Below are 17,959 nucleotides of genomic sequence, written 5' to 3' on the forward strand. Positions count from 1 at the left end.
ACATGCGCATCCTGTTACAACGTTCGGATGGCAAGGAAGCGGCGTGGATCAGCGACTTGCGCGACTTGCTGCCCGAGGCCGACATTACCTTCTGGCGCGAAGGCGACACGTGCGCGCCGTGCGACTACGCCGTCGTGTGGCAGCCGCCCGCCGCCATGCTGCCCGAACTGGCGAACGTCAAGGCCATCTTCAACACGGGCGCCGGCGTCGACGCGCTGTTGAAATTCGGCGACGCGCTGCCGGCCCACGTGCCGTTGATTCGTCTCGATGACGCGGGCATGGGCGTGCAGATGGCCGAATATGTGAGCCACGCCGTGCTGCGCCACTTCCGCCGCTTCGACGATTACGAGGCGCAGGGCCGCGCCGGCATCTGGCAGCCGCTGCCAGCGTTCGACAAGGCGGATTTCCCCGTCGGCGTGCTGGGCATGGGCGTGCTGGGCACGCGCGTGCTCGATGCGCTGGCACAGTTCGAGTTTCCCTTGCGTGGCTGGAGCCGCAGCCCAAAACACGCCGATGGCGTGCAATGCTTTGCGGGCGAAGAGGGGCTGGAAGCATTTTTGCGCGGCACGCGCGTGCTCGTATGTATGCTGCCGCTCACGCCGGACACGCACAACCTGCTCGACCGCGCGCGCCTGTCGATGCTGCTGCCGGGCGCCTACGTCATCAACGTGGCGCGCGGCGCGCATATCGCCGAGCCGGATTTATTGACCCTGATCCGCTCCGGGCATATCGCCGGGGCGACACTGGACGTGTTCCGCAACGAGCCGCTGCCGCAGCAGCACCCGTTCTGGCAAGAACCCCGCATCACCATCACGCCGCATATTTCGGCCGCCACCCTGCGCCGCGAAAGCGTGGCGCAGATCGCCGCCAAGATGCGCCGCCTGCAAGCCGGAGAAGTCGTCGCCGGCATCGTCAACCGTTTGCAAGGATATTGAAATGAATGCTCAAGCTAGTTTGCCCAAGCAGGTCAAAATCGTCGAAGTGGGTCCGCGCGACGGCCTGCAAAACGAGAAGGAAACCATCAGCGCCGCCGTCAAGATCGAACTGGTCGACCGCCTGACCCTGGCCGGCTTCGCCAACATCGAGGCGGCATCGTTCGTCTCGCCGAAATGGGTGCCGCAGATGGCCACCAGCGCGGAAGTGATGGAAAAGATCGCGCGCCGCCCCGGCACGATGTATTCCGCGCTGACGCCGAACATGCAAGGTTTCGAGGCGGCGCTGGCGGCGAAGGCCGATGAAGTGGTGATCTTCGGTTCCGCCTCGGAGGCCTTCTCGCAAAAGAACATCAACTGCTCCATCGCGGAATCGATTGCCCGCTTCGAAGGCGTGGCGAAGGCGGCCAAGCAGCACGGCCTGCGCCTGCGCGGCAGCATCAGCTGCGCCTTCGGCTGCCCCTACCAGGGGGATGTGCCGCTCGACGCCGTGGCCGACGTGGTGGGCCGCATGCGCGACCTCGGTTGCGACGAGATCGACATCGCCGACACCATCGGCGTGGCCACGCCGCGCAAAACGCAGGCGGTGATGGAGCGCGCCATCGCGGCTTTCCACGTGGGCGGCCTGTCCGGCCACTTCCACGACACCTATGGCCAGGCGCTGGCGAATATCTACGCCAGCCTGGAAACGGGCATCGCCATCTATCACTCGTCCGTGTCGGGCCTGGGCGGCTGCCCCTACGCCAAGGGCGCCACCGGCAACGTGGCCACCGAAGATGTGCTGTACATGATGCAGGGACTGGGTATCGCCACCGGCATCGACCTGGACCTGGTGGTCGACGCGGGCCAGTTCATTTCGCAGCAGCTGGGACGCAAGGGTTCCAGCCGGGCGGGCAACGCCATCGCGGCGAAACGCGCCGCTGTTTGAGGTAGGTCGGATTAGCGTGGCAACGCCACGCGTAATCCGACGCCACCAGAGCCATGGCCAACACTGTTGTCGGGTTACGCGCTGCGCGCTAACCCGACCTACGTGAACTGTACAGACGAAAAAAAACCCAAGAGCCGAAACTCTTGGGTTTTTTTCTACAAATTTGGTCGGAGTACAAGGATTCGAACCTTGGACCCCCTGGTCCCAAACCAGGTGCGCTACCGGGCTGCGCCACACTCCGAAGACCAAGATAATACAGGCCGTATCGACTTCGGTCAAGGGTCAGGTGAAACTCTATGTAAATTATTTACAGACGGCACTGGAACCCATGTATTTTTCAAAACGATTGAAGTATGCGACACTGGCTTGGCAAGTTTTCCCGATCAGACATGAAGGCGACAACGGCAATGGAGTTCAGGATAGAAAGAAACGACGGCGGCCGGCCCATGCCGAACCGCCGCGGCATCGCGCTGGGCATCGCCGTGTCCTTGCTGCTGCATGGCGCCTTGATCACTCTGTGGCGCCATGTGCAGCCGGCCGCGCGGATGGACACGGCCCCGCGCGTGGAGTCGATCGCCGTGTGGATACGTCCGCTGGCCGCCAAGCCGCCCCCGCCACCGCCGCCCGTCGAAGTCGCCAAGCCGAAGCGTGAACCCAAGCCCATCAGCAAGCCTAAACTCGCCACTGTCCGGGAAACGCCGCCGGCCGCCATGGCGCCAGCATCGAGCCCGCAAGCCATCACGGTGGTGCCGGCATCACCGGCCACGCCGGCGGCCAGCGCCGATACCATCACGCAAGAGACGCCAAAGTTCGACATGGACGCGGCCAGAAGGACGGCGCGCAAGATGGCCGGCGAGCGCGACCCGTCCAAGGTGGGTACGGCCGTGGGGCAAATCCCCGACAAGCCGCTGCAAACGGAAACCCAGCTGGCGCGCGACATCGCGCAAGGCAAGCGCGGCGACTGCCGCACTGCCTACTCAGGCGCAGGCTTGCTGGCGCCCGTGATGATGTTGCTGGACAAGAAGGATAGCGGCTGCAAGTGGTGAAGAAGATTGACTATACCCATATTGGGTACTAACATACCCAATATGGGTATCTATGCAGACACATTGTTTTCCAAGACACAGCAACGCGTGCTGGCCTTGCTCTTTGGCCAGGCGCAACGCTCTTTCTATGCGAATGAAATCATCGCCTTCGCGGCCATCGGTTCGGGTGCAGTGCAACGCGAGCTGGCCAAGCTGGTGAAATCGGCCCTGGTCACGGTGAAAAAGGTGGGCAACCAGAAGCATTACCAGGCGAATCACGATGCGCCGATATTCGACGAGCTGCGCAGCATCGTACTGAAAACCTTCGGCGTGGCCGATGTGCTGCGCGTTGCGCTGCAGCCGCACTGGCAGGAAATCGACTTGGCTTTCGTGTACGGTTCGATGGCCAAGGGCACGGAACAGGCGCACAGCGATATCGACCTGATGGTGATCGGCAGCATGGCATCAAACGCCCAGTTACTGACGGCCTTGCAGCCAGTGCAGCAGCAACTGGGGCGCAGCATCAACCCGACCTTGTACACGCCAGAAGAATGGCGGCAGAGAATAGACGAGGGCAAGTCGTTCGTCGTGCGCATCCTCGAACAGCCCAAGATTTTTGTCAAAGGGGGCGACGATGAATTCATCAAGCTCGCAAGCGCTGGCGAATCTGGCGCGCATCGGCCAGCTCAAGGCTGAGCCACCCGACGCCCGCGAACGGGCCGGCTTGCTGCGCTCGGCCACCGTGCGCCTGCGTGACGCCAGACAGGTGATACTGTCGCTGGAAAGCCGCTTCGACCTGGCGTATAACGCGGCGCATGCGGCCGCCTTGTCTGCGCTGCGCCAACATGGTTATCGCAGCGACAACCGCTATCTCGTTTTCCAGAGTCTGGAACACACCTTGGGTTTCACGCCACAGCAGTGGCTACTATTAAGCCAGGCGCACAAGAAGCGCAACCTGGCCGAATACGAAGGCGAGCTCGATGTCACGGCAGGCTTTGTCGATGAGCTGATTGAACACGTGGAGCTGCTGCTCGCAGCAGCGCTAGCGCTCGATGTCAGGCCACCAGCCTGACTTCTTCTTTATTCCTGCCCCTTCAACTGCAACGCCCTTTCATACAGCGCATTCTTCTTGCGCCCCGTGATTTGCGCCGTCAGGTTTGCCGCCTGCTTGACGCTGCACTCGGCCAATAAAATGTTCAGGATGCGCTCCGCTTCCACGTCTTCCGCGTCCTGCGCTTGCGTGGCGCCTTCCAGCAGGACGACGAACTCGCCCTTTTCGCGGTGCGCATCGGCGCGTATCCACGCCTCCGCTTCGGACAGGGGGCAGCGGTGGATTTCCTCGAACAGTTTCGTCAGTTCGCGCGCGAACACCACCTGGCGCGTCGGTTCGAACGCTTCCACCAGGGCCGTGGCGCAATCGAGGATGCGGTGCGGCGCTTCATAAAACACCATGGTCGCCGTCACGCCGCGCAGGCTGTGCAGCATGTTTTCGCGCTGCTTGGCCTTGGCTGGCAGGAAGCCGACAAAGTAAAACTGGTCATTCAACAAGCCGCTGGCGGAAATGGCGGTGATGGCCGCCGACGGGCCGGGCAGGGGCAGCACGCGCAGGCCGGCCGCGCGCACGGCGTCGACGATGCGCGCGCCGGGGTCGGACACGGCGGGCGTGCCGGCGTCGGACACGAGCGCGATGCGCTCGCCGGCGTGCAGGCGGGCGATCAGGGTCTGCGCCACTTCGCGTTCATTATGCTGATGCGCCGCAATCAGAGGCTTGTTCAAGCCAAAGCGCGTCAGCAGGTGCGCCGTGTTGCGCGTATCTTCACAGGCGACGGCATCGGCAAGGCTCAGCAGATGCAGCGCGCGCAGGCTGATATCGGTCACATTGCCGATGGGCGTGGCCACTATATACAATGTTGCGATAGGATAGACCTGGTGCGCCGCCTCTGTCATGATGGGCAGGCTGGCGATGGAACTGATTTCTTGTACGGTCATTTTGGAGGTTAAATGCTTGCTAATAGTGTGAAGTTACTGCTTGTTTGTGCCGCGACCGGCATGCTGAGCGCTTGCAGCACGCCTTGCGACGCGCCCGGGCAATTGTGCGCGCCTATTGAATCTAACACAAGGGCGCTGCCGCCTCCGAAGCCGCTGCCACCACCCGTGCCGCCCAAGCCGCCCGCGCCCGAACCGGTGACGTTTGCCGTGGCCGTGCCCGATATTACCGCGTATGACGGCAACGGCGCGCCACTGGCGCCCATCACCACCAAGCCGGCCACCGGCACGCCACTCGACATGCCGGCCGCCACGGCGCCGGCGCCGGCCGACGGCAAGGTCCACCACATCGGCCTGCTGCTGCCGCTGCGCTCGGCGTCCCTGGGACCGGCCGCCGAATTGCTGCGCGCCGGCTTCATGGCCGCCTACGAGCGTGACCGCAGCGGCTTTGAAGTGACGGTGATCGATACGGGCGACGGCAGCAGCGACGTGCTGAACAAGTTTGCGCAAGCACAAGAAGAACAGGACATCGTCGTCGGGCCTTTGTCGCGCTCGGCCGTCACGGCCGTGGCGAACAGCGACCTGGTGCGCAAACCAACGATCGCCCTGAACCACCCGGACAACCGCGGCGAGGCGCGCCTGCCGGCCAAGCTGCTGGTGATGGGCCTGTCGATCGAGGCGGAAGCGCGCCAGGTCGCCGCCTGGGCCGCCAGCGAACAGCCTCGCGCCAGCGCGCTGATCCTGTCGGCCGGTTCGCCCTCGCAGCGTCGCATCAGCGCCGCCTTCAAGCAGGAATGGCTGCGCCAGGGCGGCAAGATCGAGACGATGGACTTGACGGCCACGAATGGCTACCTGAGCGATGCCGAGCTGGTGCAGCTGCGCGCGCGCCTGGCCGCCACGCCGCCGGGTCTGCTGTTTGCCGCGCTCGACGCCGACCAGGCGCGCCAGCTGCGCGTGGCCATCGGCAGCGATTTGCCGCTGTATGGCACCTCGTCCCTGAATCCCGGCACGGGACGCGGCGCCAGCGGACCTGAGCTCGACGGTGCGCGCCTGCTGGACTTGCCATGGCAGGTGCAGCGCGACCATCCGCAAGTGATGGTGTATCCACAGCCCGAGCAACCTGCCGAACGCCGGCTGACGGCCGACATGGAACGCCTGTACGCGCTGGGCATCGATGCCTTCCGCGTGGCGCGCGAAGTGGCGCTGCGGCCGAACGCGCCATTTACCCTCGATGGCGTGACGGGTCGCCTGGCCGTGCGCTTTGAGGATAATCAAAGCGTGTTCGAACGCACGGAGCAAGCCGCCACCTACCAGCAGGGCGTGCTGGGCACCTGGCCGCCGGCCGCGCCCACGCCTGTCTCTGTGCCGCCGGCCCAGTAAGAGCACGCCATGCCACCCCTGCCTTTCCAGAATAAACAGGCACGGGGACGGCAAGGGGAAGACGATGCGCTCGCGTATCTGTTGCTGCAAGGCCTGGTGCTGCTAGAGCGCAACTATTTGTGCAAGGGTGGGGAACTCGACCTGATCATGCGCGATGGCGCATCGGTCGTCTTCGTCGAAGTGCGGCTGCGCAGCAGTGCGGCCTTTGGCGGCGCCCTGGCCAGCATCACGCCAGCCAAGCAGCGGCGCATGGTGGTGGCCGCGCAAACCTGGCTGCTGAGGCAAAAAACCGTGCCGCCGTGCCGCTTCGACGCGCTGGCCATCGATGGCGGACGCATCAGCTGGCTGAAGAACATCCTCGATATGTAAGCATTTTTAACAGTGCTTGTCCGCCATGCCGCGCGCCTGCACTATAATCGGCAGACTATGAATAATCAACGCATCCTCTCGCACTTCCACGAAAGTGCCGAACTCAAGATCCAGGCCGCCACCGTACTGGCGCAACCGATTGCGCAGGCGATCGACCTGATGTTTTATGCATTGTCCAACGGCAACAAGATCCTCGCCTGCGGCAACGGCGGTTCCGCCGCCGACTGCCAGCATTTCGCAGCCGAGCTGGTCGGGCGCTTCGAACGCGAACGCTTTCCGCTGCCGGCCCTGGCGCTGACGACGGATACGTCGATCCTGACGGCCGTGGCGAACGATTACAGCTACCGCGAGATTTTCTCGAAACAGGTGCAGGCCTTCGGCCAGGCCGGCGACATCCTGCTGGCCATCTCCACGTCGGGCAATTCGGCCAACGTGATGGCGGCCGTGGAAGCGGCGCTCGAACGCGAAATGCGCGTCGTGGCGCTGACGGGCAAGGACGGCGGCGCCATCGGCAAGATGCTGACGGACGCCGACGTGCATATCTGCGTGCCGGCCGAGCGCACGGCGCGCATCCAGGAAGTCCATCTGACCACCATACATTGCATCTGCGACGGCATCGACGTCGCGCTATTCGGAGGAGACGTGAATGACTAAATTCGGTACTGGCCCAGGCTGGAAACGCGTGCAACGCCCATTGGCCACCGCACTCTTGTGCGGCGCCATGCTCACTTCGCTCACCGGCTGCATCGAACTGATGGTCGGCGGCGCGGTGATGGGCGGCGTGGCCGCAGCGGACCGCCGTACCCTGGGCGCCCAGACCGAAGACAAGTCGATCGCCCTCAAAGGCGAGTCGCGCATCCCCTCCATCACCGGCGACGTGGGCCACGTCAACGTCACCAGCTTCAACCGCCGCGTCCTGCTGACGGGCGAAGTGCGCGACGAGGCGATGAAAAATGCCGTCGAGCGCGAAGTGCGCAATATCGAGGGCGTGGAATCGGTGGCCAATGAATTGATCATCGCCGGTCCCGCCAGCTATACCTCGCGCTCGAACGACGCGCTGATCACCACCAAGGTCAAGGCCAGCCTGGTCGACATGAAAACCATCTCGGCCGCCTCGTTCAAGGTCGTCACCGAGAACGCCACCGTCTTCCTGATGGGCAGAGTCACCCAGCGCGAAGGCACGGTCGCGGCCGACGTGGCGCGCGGCGTGGGCGGCGTGCAGAAAGTGGTCAAGCTGTTCGACTACATTTCGGAAGCGGAACTGAAGCAATTGCAGCCCGACCCGCCGCAGCAGCGCACGACGAACACGGTCAGCGACACGGTGCAGCAGTAAGCGCCTCCTCCGTTTGACCTACGGCTTTGATGCGGCGATACGGCTATAATGGCCGCATCGCCGCGCTTTTCAAATGAAAACCATGTCAACTTCGCCATCCGCAAGCAAGTCCTGGGTCAAGCCAGCCCTGATCGCCGTCTTCGTGGCGGGCGTGGCGGCAGCCGCTTATCTGTCGCTCAATGACAAGCAAAGCGCGCCGGATGTGACCTTCCACGGCATCCATGGCGAAAAAATCACGTCGGCCAGCCTGCGCGGCAAGGTCGTGATGGTCAATTTCTGGGCCACCTCGTGCACCACCTGCGTGGCGGAAATGCCGGACATGGTCGACACCTACAACAAGTACAAGGGACAGGGACTGGAATTCGTGGCCGTGGCCATGAAATACGATCCGGCCAACTATGTGCTGAACTTCGCCGAAACGCGCCAGCTGCCGTTCAAGGTGGCGCTCGACGTGACGGGCGAAGCGGCCAAGGCCTATGGCGACGTGGCGCTCACGCCCACCACCTTCGTGCTCGACAAGCAGGGCAAGATCCTGAAACGCTACGTGGGCAAGCCGGAATTCGCCGAGCTGCACAAGTTGCTGGAATCGGCCATCGCGGGATAACACGGCACAAAACCTTGTTGCCAAGTGTTGCCAAACCGTTATAACCTTCCCAGGCGTGATCCCAATCCCCTTGTGAAGGCCAGCCGTGTCCCTAGCCGCTCAATCGCTCGACCCGCAACAACTGAAAACCTGGCTGCTCGCCGCCGGCAACAAGGACGCCACCGCGTTCCGTCAGCTATATAACTCCACCTCATCGAAACTGTTTGGCTTCGCGCTGCGTATATTGCATAAGCAAGAGCTCGCTGAAGAAGCCTTGCAAGAGGGGTTCGTCGCCATCTGGAACAACGCCGCCACTTACCAGAGCCATCTGGCGGCGCCGATGACCTGGATGGCCACCATCGTGCGCAACAAGGCGTTCGATGTGCTGCGGCGCAGCGACGATACCGTGGAAATCGATGCCGAACAGTTTGATAGCGAAGTCATGAATGCACTCCGAGACCCCCAGGCCACGCCGATCGAGTCACTGCAACTGAGCGGTGACGCCAAAGCGCTGGCGTTTTGCATGTCGGCCCTGGAAGGGCTGCACCGGCAGGTGGTCGCCCTGGCCTTTTATCATGACCTGTCGCACAGCGAAGTGGCGCAGCAGATGTCGCTGCCGATCGGCACCGTGAAGACCTGGATACGCCGCAGCCTGGAACGGCTGCGCACGTGTCTGGCGAAACGGGAGGCATCATGAATATCCGCGGCAATGACGTGCTGCGCCAGAAACTGGCGTCCGAATACGTGCTGGGCACCCTGAAAGGCGGCGCGCGGCGGCGTTTCGAAGGCTGGCTGCACAATGACGCCGATTTGCGCAATATCACGGCCGAATGGCGCCAGCGCCTGGAACCGATGGCCGAATTCGCCACGCCCGTGGCGCCGCCCAAGCGCGTGTGGCAGCAGATCGAACAGCGCTTGCACCTGAAGCCGCAGGGCGGCTGGTCTGTGTTCCGCGATTCGCTGTCGTTCTGGCGTTCGCTGGGCATGGCGTCGAGCGCCATCGCCGCGCTGCTGGTGATCGTCGTGGCCACGCGCGTGATGGACGCGCCGCAAATCAGCTATGTGGCCAGCCTGACGGACGAGAAAGCGCAAACGGCCCTGCTGCTGACGGCCGACAGCCGCCACGGCGCGCTCGAGGTGCGCATGGTGGGCAACGCGCCGGTGCCTGCTGATCGCGACCTGGAACTGTGGGCCGTGCCAAAGAGCGGCAACCCGCGCTCCCTCGGTTTACTGGCCGACAAGGGCAACGTGACACTGGCCCTGTCACAGCGCGCCATCGGCAGCGATGTGGCCTTGCTGGCCGTTACCCTGGAGCCGAAAGGCGGTTCGCCGAATCCGGACGGACCGACGGGACCTATCTTGTACAAGGGTAACTGGGTGAGGCTGTAGTGGAATGTCGGGTTACGCAGCGCTGCTGCTAACCCGACCTACCGGCTTACTTTGGATACAGAATCATCTGCGTGCAGCGGAACAGGGCTATCGTCTTGCCCGTTTCCTTGCTTTTCACTACGGCATCCCACACTTGCGTGTTGCGGCCCTTGTGCTCGACCTTGGCCGTGCAGGTGAGCGTGCCTTCGCGGGCCGTGCCCAGGTGGTTCGATTTCAATTCGATGGTCGTGAAGTTGCTGGCGCCTTCGGGCAGGTTGACGATGCAGCCATAGCCGGACGCCGTATCGGCCAGGGTCACCACGCTGCCCGCGTGCAGGTAGCCATTCGGCGCCAGCAAGTGCGGCAGCACGGGCAATTCCGCCGTCAGCTGGCCGTCGCCCACTTCCGTGATGACGATGCCCAGGTGGCCGGGCAGGCGGCCGGTGCCGCGTTCATTCAACATTGCTACGGTGATGTCGGGATTGCTCATGCTGGTCCTTGTGCGGGTGAATCCGTGATACGCCGGAAAATACTATGATGATAGCAACTTTTCCCGCGCCGGTCTGGCGGCCGCCTATTTCCGGCCGCGCCGCCGTTTCCACCACACCAGTGTCCCCGTCAGCAGGAACAGCAAGGGCATCAAACCGAAGACGGTAATGAAGGCGCGCCCGGCCACGCCGAACGCCTGGCCCGAATGCAGGGGGAATTGCCAGCCCAGGAAGACGTCTCCGGCCGGCGCCCGCAAGGGGTCGCGTATGCGCAGGGGCAAGCCGCTGCGCGCGTCGAGGGTAATGCGCGTGGCGCCGTCGCCCTCGGCGATTTCACCGGGCTGGCGCACGCGCACGTCGTAGGGCTGGTCCTTTTTCGCCGGCAGCACGATGCGCGACACGCGCGCCTGCGGATACAGCTGTTGCGCGGCGACCATGGCCTGGCCCGCATCGAGCAGCTCGCCATCCTGCTGCAGATTTTTCAGTTTGGCCTTGTCCGGCGCCGTCGAGACGAGTTCCACCAGCGGCACGATCAATTGCGGCAAATTGAAATAGATGCCGGAAAAAGCGAGCACGGCCAGCACGGGCGCGGCAAAAAAGCCGGCCGCCTTGTGAAACGTGTAATTGAAACGGGGCCAGGAACCGCCATGCGACACCGTCAGCGCGCGCTTGACCGCCGTCCACTGCAGGCGCGGCCACCACAGATAAATGCCGCTCAAGGCCATCAGCAATAGCATCACGCCCGAGATACCGGTAATCGTCTTGCCCACTTCGCCTGACAAACCATAGCGGTGCAAATGAAACATGCCCGACATCAGCAGCGGACGCGTGAGGCCGAAACGCCCCCAGTCACGCTCGCCTTTGACTTGCAAGGTGTAGGGGTCGACCATCACCTGGCGCACGATGGCCTGGCTGAAGGGGGACGGTTTGTCCGCCTGGCGGTACGAGGCCACGTACACGTCGCGCGCATCGGCGGGCGGATTGAGCTGGGCTGGCTTGCCGTAGGCGGGGTCGGCCGCAAGTCCATCCACCACCGCTTGCACCGTGCGCGGCGTCACCTGGAACACCTGGCCGGGCGCGGGCGTGCTCGCCTGCAACAAGGTCGGATTCAGATACGCGTCGAGTTCCGGCATCCAGGCGATGGCGGACCCCGTCAAGCCCAGCAAAACAAACAGGGCGCCAAACCACAGGCCCGCATACAGGTGCAGTTTGCTGATCAACCATTTGCTCGGGCGTTTGGACATGGGGAGGCGACTCGGGGAAATTGGGCTGCAGAACGATAGCATGAAAGCTCCGCAGTGAAAATCATGCGCAGGAAGGAAGCGGCAAACGCAACAACACGCTCATGGGAACATTGAAATCAGGTGAAAACGAGCGTTTCGGCACCATCAGCGAGCGCATCGGCATCGCAAGTTAATGTTGCACGACATACACTTTCCCCTATACTTCATCGAAAGGAAAACCATGACCACCTCCCGATTGCTCGCCGTCACGCTGGGTCTCGCTTTGCACCTGGGCGCCCACGCCGCCGACTTCACGGTCACCAGTGCCGACATCGCCCCTGGCCAGACCCTGGCGCCGGCGCAAGTGTTCCAGGGCTTTGGCTGCACGGGCGGCAACCTGTCGCCGCAATTGTCGTGGCACGGCGCGCCGGCCGGCACCAACAGCTACGCCATCACCCTGTACGACCCGGACGCACCCACGGGCAGCGGCTGGTGGCACTGGAGCGTGTTTAACTTGCCAGTGTCCACCACATCCTTGCCTGCGGGAACGACGGCGGCCACCTTGCCCACAGGCGCCATGCAAGGACGCAACGATTACGGCGACAGCGCCTACGGCGGCGCCTGCCCACCACCAGGCGACAAGGCGCACCGCTACCAGATCACGATCTGGGCGCTGAAAACGGACAAGCTGCCGCTGGACCAGCACGCCAGCGGCGCCATGCTTGGCTACATGCTCAACGCCAACGCGCTGGGCAAGGCGCAGCTGACGGGACTGTATGGCCGATGAGATGGACGCGGTGGCCCTGAGCGAGCTGCGCATCGCCCACGGCACCATCGAGGCGCGCCGCGCGCAAACCCTGCGCCGCGTGCCCGTCTTCCAGAGCGCCCTGTGCCGCGTGCGGCAGGGAACGAAGCTGCTGGAATGGGGCGCTTGCCAGGCCCGCGCCGGCACGCACGACGTGGTGCTGATGCCGGCAGGACAGGAACTGGGCGTGGCCAACCTGCCCGGCGCCCAAGGCTATCGGGCTGAAGTGCTGAGTTTTTCACCGGCCCTGATCGCCCGTTTCCGCGCGCGCCATGGCGGCCTCGTCGATGCCCAGCTGCGCCAGGCGGCCACGGCCAGCCTGTGCGTGCCGCTCGACGTGCACGCGGCGCTGGCCTGGGACCAGCTGATGGCCAGCCTGGCGGGTAGCGCACCGCCCGCGCTGCTGGCGCACCAGGCGGAAGGCTTGCTGCTGGCCCTGGCCCTGGGCGGCCATTGCGGCCCCTTGCTGCTGGACCGCCGCGATCCGCTGGCCGCGCGCGTGCAGCAAGTGCTGCTGCTGGACCCGGGCGCCGACTGGAGCGTGGCCAAAGTCGCCAGCCATCTGCACCTGGGCGCGTCCACCCTGCGCCGCCAGCTGGCCCTGGAACAGCGCCATTTCCGCGCCATTCTGGAAGACGTACGGCTGGGACTGGCCTTGCAGGAATTGCAATCCGGCATCTTACCCATCGGCGACATCGCGGCCGCCTGCGGCTACGCCTCGCCCTCGCGCTTCGCGGCCCGTTTCCGCCAGCACTACGGCCTGTCGCCGCGCGCACTGCGCGCCACCCTGTAAGGTCTTCTCACCGCAATCGAATTGCAACAAGCGCTGACAACGGGGCGATTTTCTTGCTACTATGCGCCCATGTCTTCCCGCCAGCCCACCCGCAAGCTTGCTCATCACGGTGCCGCCGCCCTCGCGCGCACGCCGTGGCGGCTGTGCGTGGCGCTGTTCAGTGCGCTGGCCCTCGTGTTCCTGCTGTCGACGGCCGCCTCGCACCTGCACAAGACGAGCCTCGACGCGGAAGAGTGTGCGCTGTGCGCCACCGCCATCGACAAGGTGGCCGACATCGCCGTGCCGCCGGCCATCGCCGAGCCGCCCGCCCAGTTACTGCCCTACCGCTTGCTGGCCATCGCGCCCGCCACCCTGGCGCCCGTCGCCGCCCTGATCCTGCCGCCCGTGCGCGGCCCGCCTGCAGCCTCACTGTAATTCCACGCTGTTTTATCCATTTTTCAGGCTGCACCGCCGTGTTCTGACACGCCGTGCCGCCTGGCGTTGACACTTTGAGGTTTACCATGCAACACACACCACGCCTGAGCGCGCTGTCGCTCGCCCTTGCCAGCCTGTTTACCGTTTCCGCCCATGCCGCCGAGCCTGCCGAGGCCAATACCGATGCTGCCCCGCAAGACATGCAAAAGGTCGAAATCACCTCTGCCCACCTGAAAAGCGCGCGCATCGAGCTATCGCCGAAAGTCGGCACCACCATCTACAGCATCGACAGCCATATGGTCGACATGCTGGGCCAGGGCGACAACACGCCATTCAATGAAGTGCTGCTGCGCCTGCCGGGCGTGTCGCAGGATTCGAAAGGTTCGGGCTCCCTGCACGTGCGTGACGACCATGCCAACGTGCAATACCGCATCAATGGCGTGCAGCTGCCGGAAAGCATCACCGGCTTCGGCCAGTCGATCGACACGCGCTTGATCGACAAAACGGATTTCATGACGGGCGCCTTGCCGGCCCAGTTCGGCCTGCGCACGGCGGGCATTGTCGATATTGAAACGAAGGAGGGCGGCATGACGCCTGGCGGGCGCATCGGCATCATGGTCGGCAGCCACGATCACGTGGAGCCGAGTGCCGAATTTTTTGGCAGTGTGGGCAAGTTCAATTACTACCTGTCCGGCAGCTACCTCGGTAACTCCCTGGGCGTGGAAAACCCGCAAGACACGCGCAGCGCCCTGCACGACAAGACGCGCCAGAACAAATCGTTCGGCAGCCTGTCGTATTTCCTCGATGACAATACGCGCCTGGGCGCCATGTTCGGCACGTATAACGGCCGCTTCCAGATCCCGAACAACCCGAACCAGGCGCCCGCCTTCTCGTTTGATGGCCACAGCGATGTGCAGGCGGGCACAGCCACGTTACCGTCGTCGCAACTCAATGAAAACCAGCGCGAAGTGAACCGCTTCCTCGTGCTGTCGCTGCAAAAGAGCCTGGGCGACGTCAATTATCAGGTGTCGGCCTTCCACCAGTATTCGGAACTGCACTTCACGCCCGACGCCATCGGCGACCTGATCTACAACGGCGTGGCCTCGGACTCGCGCCGCGCCAACAGCGCTTCCGGCTTTCAATTCGACGCCAGCTACAAATGGCACCAGGACCACACCGTGCGCGCGGGCCTGGCCTACACGCGCCAGAAAACGACGAGCGACAACACGGTGGCCGTCTTCCCCGCCATGGACGGCGCGCAAACGTCCAGCACGCCCATCACGGTGCTGGACAACAGCGGCAAGACGGGCACCCTGGCCAGTGTTTACCTGCAGGATGAATGGCACATCAGCAAGCCTTTGACCCTGAACTATGGCGCCCGCTTCGACAAGGTCTCGGCCTACACGAGCGAGCAGCAATGGAGCCCGCGCGTCAACCTGGCGTACCAGCTGGCGCCGGGCACGGCCCTGCACGCCGGCTATTCACGCTACTTCACGCCGCCGCCGCAGGAACTGGCGGCGCAAGGCAGCATCGACCTGTACGCGAACACGACGAACGCGCCGGAAATCGGCCAGTCCGACAACGTCAAGGCCGAGCGCACGCATTACTACGACGTCGGCATCAGCCACCAGGTGAATGCAAAACTGACCGTGACGGCCGATGTGTACTATAAAAAGATCAACAACCTGCTGGATGAAGGCCAGTTCGGCCAGGCGCTGATCCTGACGCCATTCAACTACGCGGACGGCTACGCCAAGGGCCTGGAATTGTCGGCCATCTACAGCGAGAAAAACTGGGGCCTGTTCCTCAACGCCAGCACGCAAAAGGCGCAAGGGCGCAACATCAATTCCGGCCAGGCCCTGTTTGGCGCCGATGAGTTGAACTACATCAGCAAGAATTATGTCTACCTCGATCATGACCAGAAATACACCTTGTCGGGCGGTGGGCACTATCACTTTGGCGATTCGCAAGTAAGCGCTGACTTCCTCTACGGCAGCGGCCTGCGCTTGACACCGGACGGCGGCGCGCCGAATTCCGGCCATTTGCCCGGCTACTTCACCGTCAACACGGCGCTCACGCACACGTGGAAAAACACGCCGCTCGGCAAGGTCGAGGGGCGCCTGGCCCTGATCAACCTGTTCGACAAATCGTATCTGCTGCGCGACGGTTCCGGCGTGGGCGTGGGTGCGCCGCAGTATGGCGCCCGCCGCAGTTTCTACGCAGGCCTGTCGACAAGCTTCTAAAAGTTACGCGCGAAGACAGCGGCAGGGAGCAACGCCTGCCGCTGTCGGTTGCCGTACTATTTCATGACTTATCCCCAGGTGATGGGCGCCTGCCCGTGCGCCTGCAAATACGCATTCGCCTGGCTGAACGGCTTGCTGCCAAAGAAACCTTTGCTGGCCGACAACGGTGAAGGGTGCGGCGCCGCCAGCACCAGGTGCTTGCCGGGATCGATCAGGGTGCGCTTGGCTTGCGCGTAGCCGCCCCACAGGATGAACACAAGGTGCTCGCGCTCGGCGGACAGGTGGCCGATGGCGCTGTCCGTCAATTTCTCCCACCCCTTGCCCGCGTGCGAGCCGGCCACCCCGGCGCGTACCGTCAGCACACTGTTGAGCAGAAACACGCCTTGCTCCGCCCAGTCGGACAAATCCGTGCGCGTGCGCGCCACGCCCATGTCGCTATGCAATTCCTTGAAAATATTTTGCAGGCTCGGCTGCGGCGGCGTGCCTTCGGGAATCGAGAAGCACAAGCCCATGGCCGCGCCGGGCGTGTGATACGGGTCTTGCCCCAGGATCACGACCTTGACTTGCCCGAACGGCGTCAGGTCGAACGCGCGGAAGATGGTTTTACCCGGCGGAAAACACGGCCCCGCCGCATACTCTTGCTTCACGAAGGCGGCCAGGCGTTCCCAGTAAGGCTGGGCAAACTCGCCCTCCAGCCGCGCCTTCCACGATGCGTCGATGCGTACGTCCATGGCTCCCCCGTCAATCATGTTTTTAAAACATCATCGATCAGTATAGCCGCGTCACGTCCGCCACCGCGTTACGGTACGGCTGGGCAAAATTTAGGTTCATCGCGTTTTACCGGGGAAGGCATCCTTGATTTTGAGGAAAAAATATGCAGAGTCCCGGAATCCGTAGGCCATCCGTTTGATGACTTTGATGCGGTTGTTGACGCCTTCAAGAATGGACGAATTCATCGGATAGATGGCGGAGGCGATGATGCCCCGGACATATTTGCGTAAGCGCTTGGCGAATTTAATCACGGGGGCGATCTCGCTCTCGAGGGCGAGGCGCATCCAGCGTTTCCATCGACGCGCGCCCTCGCGAACGGATGGCGCGAACCAGATTTCTTTGAGTTCGGTTTTGAGCAAATAGACCGTCGACAGAGGGGCGTTGGCCGCGAGCAGTTCGTCAAGTTTGATAGCACGGTCGTCTTCAAGGTTGTCGCGATTGCGCAGCAGGAGCCAACGGCTACGCTTGATGACCTGGCGCGCTTTGGAATCGTCGCGCAGCGCGTTTGCCTGGTCGACACGCACCCGGTCGACGACTTCACGGCCAAAGCGCGCAACGACATGGAAAAGATCGTAGACGACTTCGGCGTTGGGGCATTGCGCCCGCACTTCGATATCCATCGCCGTGTTCATATCCATCGCCACAGCCTCGATTCGGGCGCAGCCTTCTGCGCCCAACGCCTCGAAAAACGGACGGATGGCGACCCGGCTATTGCCTTCGCCAACCCAGAGCACACGCATGCGCTGGGCATCGAGAACGACCGTGGCATAACGATGGCCTTTGTGCAAAGCGAATTCATCCATGACGAGGCGCCGCACGTCGCCAGCGGCGAACTGGCCGTGCAGGTATGCTAAGCGCTGTAGGTCAATGGCCTTGATGGTGTGCCAGTGCAGGCCTGTCAGCTGGGACACGTGCTTGATCGGGATAAGCTGTGCCAGCGCCTCCACCCAGACCCGGACGCGGTGAGTCACCCGCGAGCGCCGGTCCAGCCAGGAGATATGCTCCGTCATCCGGGCATCGCAGTGATGGCAGTCCAGGCGCCGGATTGGCACCTTCAACCAAACCCGTCGATCCAAAATATCCCGATCCCGGATGCGCCGCCAGCGCTGCTCATGAACTAGAGCACAAGGCTGCCGGCAGCTACCGCAAAGCGCGTCGGCAGTGGGGCAGGCGTTGAGAACGATCAGCAGCGATTCGTCGTCCTGTTCGACGACGGAATCGACAATATGCCCTTCCCAAAATGGAAGAGACGACATAGCATTGAGCATGGCGGCGAGAGTGGTAAGGTAATTGGTTTGTTTGGCGACAATCAATTTAC

21 protein-coding genes and 1 tRNA gene are annotated in these 17,959 nt (G+C 63.3%); 16 read left to right on the top strand and 6 right to left on the bottom strand.

What is annotated here, in order from left to right:
• The first annotated feature begins 2 nt into the window (after window positions 1–2).
• Together HWE17_RS03080 and HWE17_RS03085 are read left to right on the top strand one after the other, a co-directional pair.
• Window positions 3–935: a glyoxylate/hydroxypyruvate reductase A gene (locus HWE17_RS03080; RefSeq protein WP_176387785.1), complete on the top strand. Its 933-nt coding sequence runs from the start codon at window positions 3–5 to the stop codon at window positions 933–935.
• Window position 936: 1 nt separating this feature from the next.
• Window positions 937–1,860 (top strand): hydroxymethylglutaryl-CoA lyase, encoded by a 924-nt coding sequence (locus tag HWE17_RS03085; RefSeq protein ID WP_176387786.1) that lies wholly within the window; start codon window positions 937–939, stop codon window positions 1,858–1,860.
• Between the two features lie 164 nt (window positions 1,861–2,024).
• Here the strand turns inward: HWE17_RS03085 and HWE17_RS03090 are convergent.
• Window positions 2,025–2,101: transfer RNA gene (locus HWE17_RS03090), tRNA-Pro, on the bottom strand.
• A 205-nt stretch (window positions 2,102–2,306) separates the two neighbouring features.
• Here HWE17_RS03090 and HWE17_RS03095 point away from each other — a divergent pair.
• From HWE17_RS03095 to HWE17_RS03105, 3 genes are all read left to right on the top strand, one after another.
• Complete coding sequence (locus tag HWE17_RS03095; protein ID WP_176387787.1) at window positions 2,307–2,906, top strand: hypothetical protein; 600 nt, start codon at window positions 2,307–2,309, stop codon at window positions 2,904–2,906.
• 63 nt (window positions 2,907–2,969) lie between these two features.
• On the top strand, window positions 2,970–3,581 hold the full coding sequence (locus HWE17_RS03100; protein WP_240943393.1) for a nucleotidyltransferase domain-containing protein: 612 nt from the start codon (window positions 2,970–2,972) through the stop codon (window positions 3,579–3,581).
• The gene (locus HWE17_RS03105) at window positions 3,520–3,957 is read left to right on the top strand and encodes a hypothetical protein (protein ID WP_035823239.1); all 438 of its coding nucleotides are present in this window, start codon (window positions 3,520–3,522) and stop codon (window positions 3,955–3,957) included. The genes HWE17_RS03100 and HWE17_RS03105 overlap by 62 nt, the downstream gene beginning before the upstream one ends.
• An 8-nt stretch (window positions 3,958–3,965) precedes the next feature.
• On the opposite strand, the gene rsmI is transcribed toward HWE17_RS03105, so the two are convergent.
• A complete protein-coding gene (gene rsmI, locus HWE17_RS03110) occupies window positions 3,966–4,874 on the bottom strand; it encodes a 16S rRNA (cytidine(1402)-2'-O)-methyltransferase (RefSeq protein WP_070303149.1) in 909 nt (302 codons plus the stop codon).
• 165 nt (window positions 4,875–5,039) lie between these two features.
• Between rsmI and HWE17_RS03115 the strand changes: the two genes are divergently transcribed.
• The 7 genes from HWE17_RS03115 to HWE17_RS03145 all read left to right on the top strand — a co-directional run bounded on the left by HWE17_RS03115 (window position 5,040) and on the right by HWE17_RS03145 (window position 9,925).
• On the top strand, window positions 5,040–6,251 hold the full coding sequence (locus HWE17_RS03115; protein WP_176387788.1) for a penicillin-binding protein activator: 1,212 nt from the start codon (window positions 5,040–5,042) through the stop codon (window positions 6,249–6,251).
• 9 nt (window positions 6,252–6,260) lie between these two features.
• Entirely contained in the window at window positions 6,261–6,620 is a 360-nt protein-coding gene (locus HWE17_RS03120) for a YraN family protein (protein ID WP_099403908.1), read from the top strand.
• Between the two features lie 57 nt (window positions 6,621–6,677).
• Window positions 6,678–7,274, top strand: coding sequence for a phosphoheptose isomerase (locus HWE17_RS03125; RefSeq protein WP_034752465.1), 597 nt, complete (start codon window positions 6,678–6,680; stop codon window positions 7,272–7,274).
• Window positions 7,267–7,953, top strand: coding sequence for a BON domain-containing protein (locus tag HWE17_RS03130; protein WP_051959223.1), 687 nt, complete (start codon window positions 7,267–7,269; stop codon window positions 7,951–7,953). Before HWE17_RS03125 ends, HWE17_RS03130 begins: the two co-directional genes overlap by 8 nt.
• An 82-nt stretch (window positions 7,954–8,035) precedes the next feature.
• Window positions 8,036–8,557: a peroxiredoxin gene (locus HWE17_RS03135; protein ID WP_070303151.1), complete on the top strand. Its 522-nt coding sequence runs from the start codon at window positions 8,036–8,038 to the stop codon at window positions 8,555–8,557.
• An 85-nt stretch (window positions 8,558–8,642) separates the two neighbouring features.
• Complete coding sequence (locus HWE17_RS03140; RefSeq protein ID WP_035823247.1) at window positions 8,643–9,233, top strand: sigma-70 family RNA polymerase sigma factor; 591 nt, start codon at window positions 8,643–8,645, stop codon at window positions 9,231–9,233.
• Window positions 9,230–9,925, top strand: a complete 696-nt coding sequence (locus HWE17_RS03145) for an anti-sigma factor (protein ID WP_176387789.1) — start codon at window positions 9,230–9,232, stop codon at window positions 9,923–9,925. The genes HWE17_RS03140 and HWE17_RS03145 overlap by 4 nt, the downstream gene beginning before the upstream one ends.
• A gap of 46 nt (window positions 9,926–9,971) precedes the next feature.
• Here HWE17_RS03145 and HWE17_RS03150 read toward each other — a convergent pair whose 3' ends face one another.
• Together HWE17_RS03150 and HWE17_RS03155 are read right to left on the bottom strand one after the other, a co-directional pair.
• Window positions 9,972–10,394, bottom strand: a complete 423-nt coding sequence (locus HWE17_RS03150; protein ID WP_034752471.1) for a PaaI family thioesterase — start codon at window positions 10,392–10,394, stop codon at window positions 9,972–9,974.
• An 84-nt stretch (window positions 10,395–10,478) separates the two neighbouring features.
• Window positions 10,479–11,636, bottom strand: a complete 1,158-nt coding sequence (locus HWE17_RS03155) for a PepSY domain-containing protein (protein ID WP_176387790.1) — start codon at window positions 11,634–11,636, stop codon at window positions 10,479–10,481.
• 220 nt (window positions 11,637–11,856) lie between these two features.
• On the opposite strand from HWE17_RS03155, the gene HWE17_RS03160 reads away from it, so the two are divergent.
• The 4 genes from HWE17_RS03160 (at window position 11,857) to HWE17_RS03175 (ending at window position 15,870) form a co-directional block, all read left to right on the top strand.
• Window positions 11,857–12,402, top strand: a complete 546-nt coding sequence (locus HWE17_RS03160; RefSeq protein WP_176387791.1) for a YbhB/YbcL family Raf kinase inhibitor-like protein — start codon at window positions 11,857–11,859, stop codon at window positions 12,400–12,402.
• The gene (locus HWE17_RS28885; RefSeq protein WP_217916685.1) at window positions 12,392–13,213 is read left to right on the top strand and encodes a helix-turn-helix transcriptional regulator; all 822 of its coding nucleotides are present in this window, start codon (window positions 12,392–12,394) and stop codon (window positions 13,211–13,213) included. Before HWE17_RS03160 ends, HWE17_RS28885 begins: the two co-directional genes overlap by 11 nt.
• Before the next feature lie 69 nt (window positions 13,214–13,282).
• The gene (locus HWE17_RS03170; RefSeq protein WP_176387792.1) at window positions 13,283–13,627 is read left to right on the top strand and encodes a hypothetical protein; all 345 of its coding nucleotides are present in this window, start codon (window positions 13,283–13,285) and stop codon (window positions 13,625–13,627) included.
• Window positions 13,628–13,713: 86 nt separating this feature from the next.
• The gene (locus tag HWE17_RS03175; RefSeq protein WP_176387793.1) at window positions 13,714–15,870 is read left to right on the top strand and encodes a TonB-dependent receptor; all 2,157 of its coding nucleotides are present in this window, start codon (window positions 13,714–13,716) and stop codon (window positions 15,868–15,870) included.
• 68 nt (window positions 15,871–15,938) lie between these two features.
• On the opposite strand, the gene ung is transcribed toward HWE17_RS03175, so the two are convergent.
• Window positions 15,939–16,601 carry a uracil-DNA glycosylase gene (gene ung / locus HWE17_RS03180; RefSeq protein WP_176387794.1) on the bottom strand — a complete coding sequence of 221 codons (663 nt, stop codon included), beginning with the start codon at window positions 16,599–16,601 and terminating at the stop codon, window positions 15,939–15,941.
• 96 nt (window positions 16,602–16,697) lie between these two features.
• Window positions 16,698–17,909 (bottom strand): ISL3 family transposase, encoded by a 1,212-nt coding sequence (locus HWE17_RS03185; RefSeq protein WP_176387900.1) that lies wholly within the window; start codon window positions 17,907–17,909, stop codon window positions 16,698–16,700.
• Between the last annotated feature and the right edge of the window lie 50 nt (window positions 17,910–17,959).

Origin of the sequence: Janthinobacterium sp. BJB401 (genome assembly GCF_013372745.1) — a bacterium.
In the GTDB taxonomy this organism is placed as follows: Bacteria; Pseudomonadota; Gammaproteobacteria; order Burkholderiales; family Burkholderiaceae_D; genus Janthinobacterium; species Janthinobacterium rivuli.

What these genes read in the sequence shown, in the direction of transcription:
- HWE17_RS03080 (WP_176387785.1), top strand. Translation starts at nt 3, where the DNA reads ATGCGCATCCTGTTACAACGTTCGGATGGCAAGGAAGCGGCGTGGATC.
- HWE17_RS03085 (WP_176387786.1), top strand. Translation starts at nt 937, where the DNA reads ATGAATGCTCAAGCTAGTTTGCCCAAGCAGGTCAAAATCGTCGAAGTG.
- HWE17_RS03095 (WP_176387787.1), top strand. Translation starts at nt 2,307, where the DNA reads ATGCCGAACCGCCGCGGCATCGCGCTGGGCATCGCCGTGTCCTTGCTG.
- HWE17_RS03105 (WP_035823239.1), top strand. Translation starts at nt 3,520, where the DNA reads ATGAATTCATCAAGCTCGCAAGCGCTGGCGAATCTGGCGCGCATCGGC.
- rsmI (WP_070303149.1), bottom strand. Translation starts at nt 4,874, where the DNA reads ATGACCGTACAAGAAATCAGTTCCATCGCCAGCCTGCCCATCATGACA.
- HWE17_RS03120 (WP_099403908.1), top strand. Translation starts at nt 6,261, where the DNA reads ATGCCACCCCTGCCTTTCCAGAATAAACAGGCACGGGGACGGCAAGGG.
- HWE17_RS03125 (WP_034752465.1), top strand. Translation starts at nt 6,678, where the DNA reads ATGAATAATCAACGCATCCTCTCGCACTTCCACGAAAGTGCCGAACTC.
- HWE17_RS03130 (WP_051959223.1), top strand. Translation starts at nt 7,267, where the DNA reads ATGACTAAATTCGGTACTGGCCCAGGCTGGAAACGCGTGCAACGCCCA.
- HWE17_RS03135 (WP_070303151.1), top strand. Translation starts at nt 8,036, where the DNA reads ATGTCAACTTCGCCATCCGCAAGCAAGTCCTGGGTCAAGCCAGCCCTG.
- HWE17_RS03145 (WP_176387789.1), top strand. Translation starts at nt 9,230, where the DNA reads ATGAATATCCGCGGCAATGACGTGCTGCGCCAGAAACTGGCGTCCGAA.
- HWE17_RS03150 (WP_034752471.1), bottom strand. Translation starts at nt 10,394, where the DNA reads ATGAGCAATCCCGACATCACCGTAGCAATGTTGAATGAACGCGGCACC.
- HWE17_RS03155 (WP_176387790.1), bottom strand. Translation starts at nt 11,636, where the DNA reads ATGTCCAAACGCCCGAGCAAATGGTTGATCAGCAAACTGCACCTGTAT.
- HWE17_RS03160 (WP_176387791.1), top strand. Translation starts at nt 11,857, where the DNA reads ATGACCACCTCCCGATTGCTCGCCGTCACGCTGGGTCTCGCTTTGCAC.
- HWE17_RS28885 (WP_217916685.1), top strand. Translation starts at nt 12,392, where the DNA reads ATGGCCGATGAGATGGACGCGGTGGCCCTGAGCGAGCTGCGCATCGCC.
- HWE17_RS03170 (WP_176387792.1), top strand. Translation starts at nt 13,283, where the DNA reads ATGTCTTCCCGCCAGCCCACCCGCAAGCTTGCTCATCACGGTGCCGCC.
- HWE17_RS03175 (WP_176387793.1), top strand. Translation starts at nt 13,714, where the DNA reads ATGCAACACACACCACGCCTGAGCGCGCTGTCGCTCGCCCTTGCCAGC.
- ung (WP_176387794.1), bottom strand. Translation starts at nt 16,601, where the DNA reads ATGGACGTACGCATCGACGCATCGTGGAAGGCGCGGCTGGAGGGCGAG.
- HWE17_RS03185 (WP_176387900.1), bottom strand. Translation starts at nt 17,909, where the DNA reads ATGCTCAATGCTATGTCGTCTCTTCCATTTTGGGAAGGGCATATTGTC.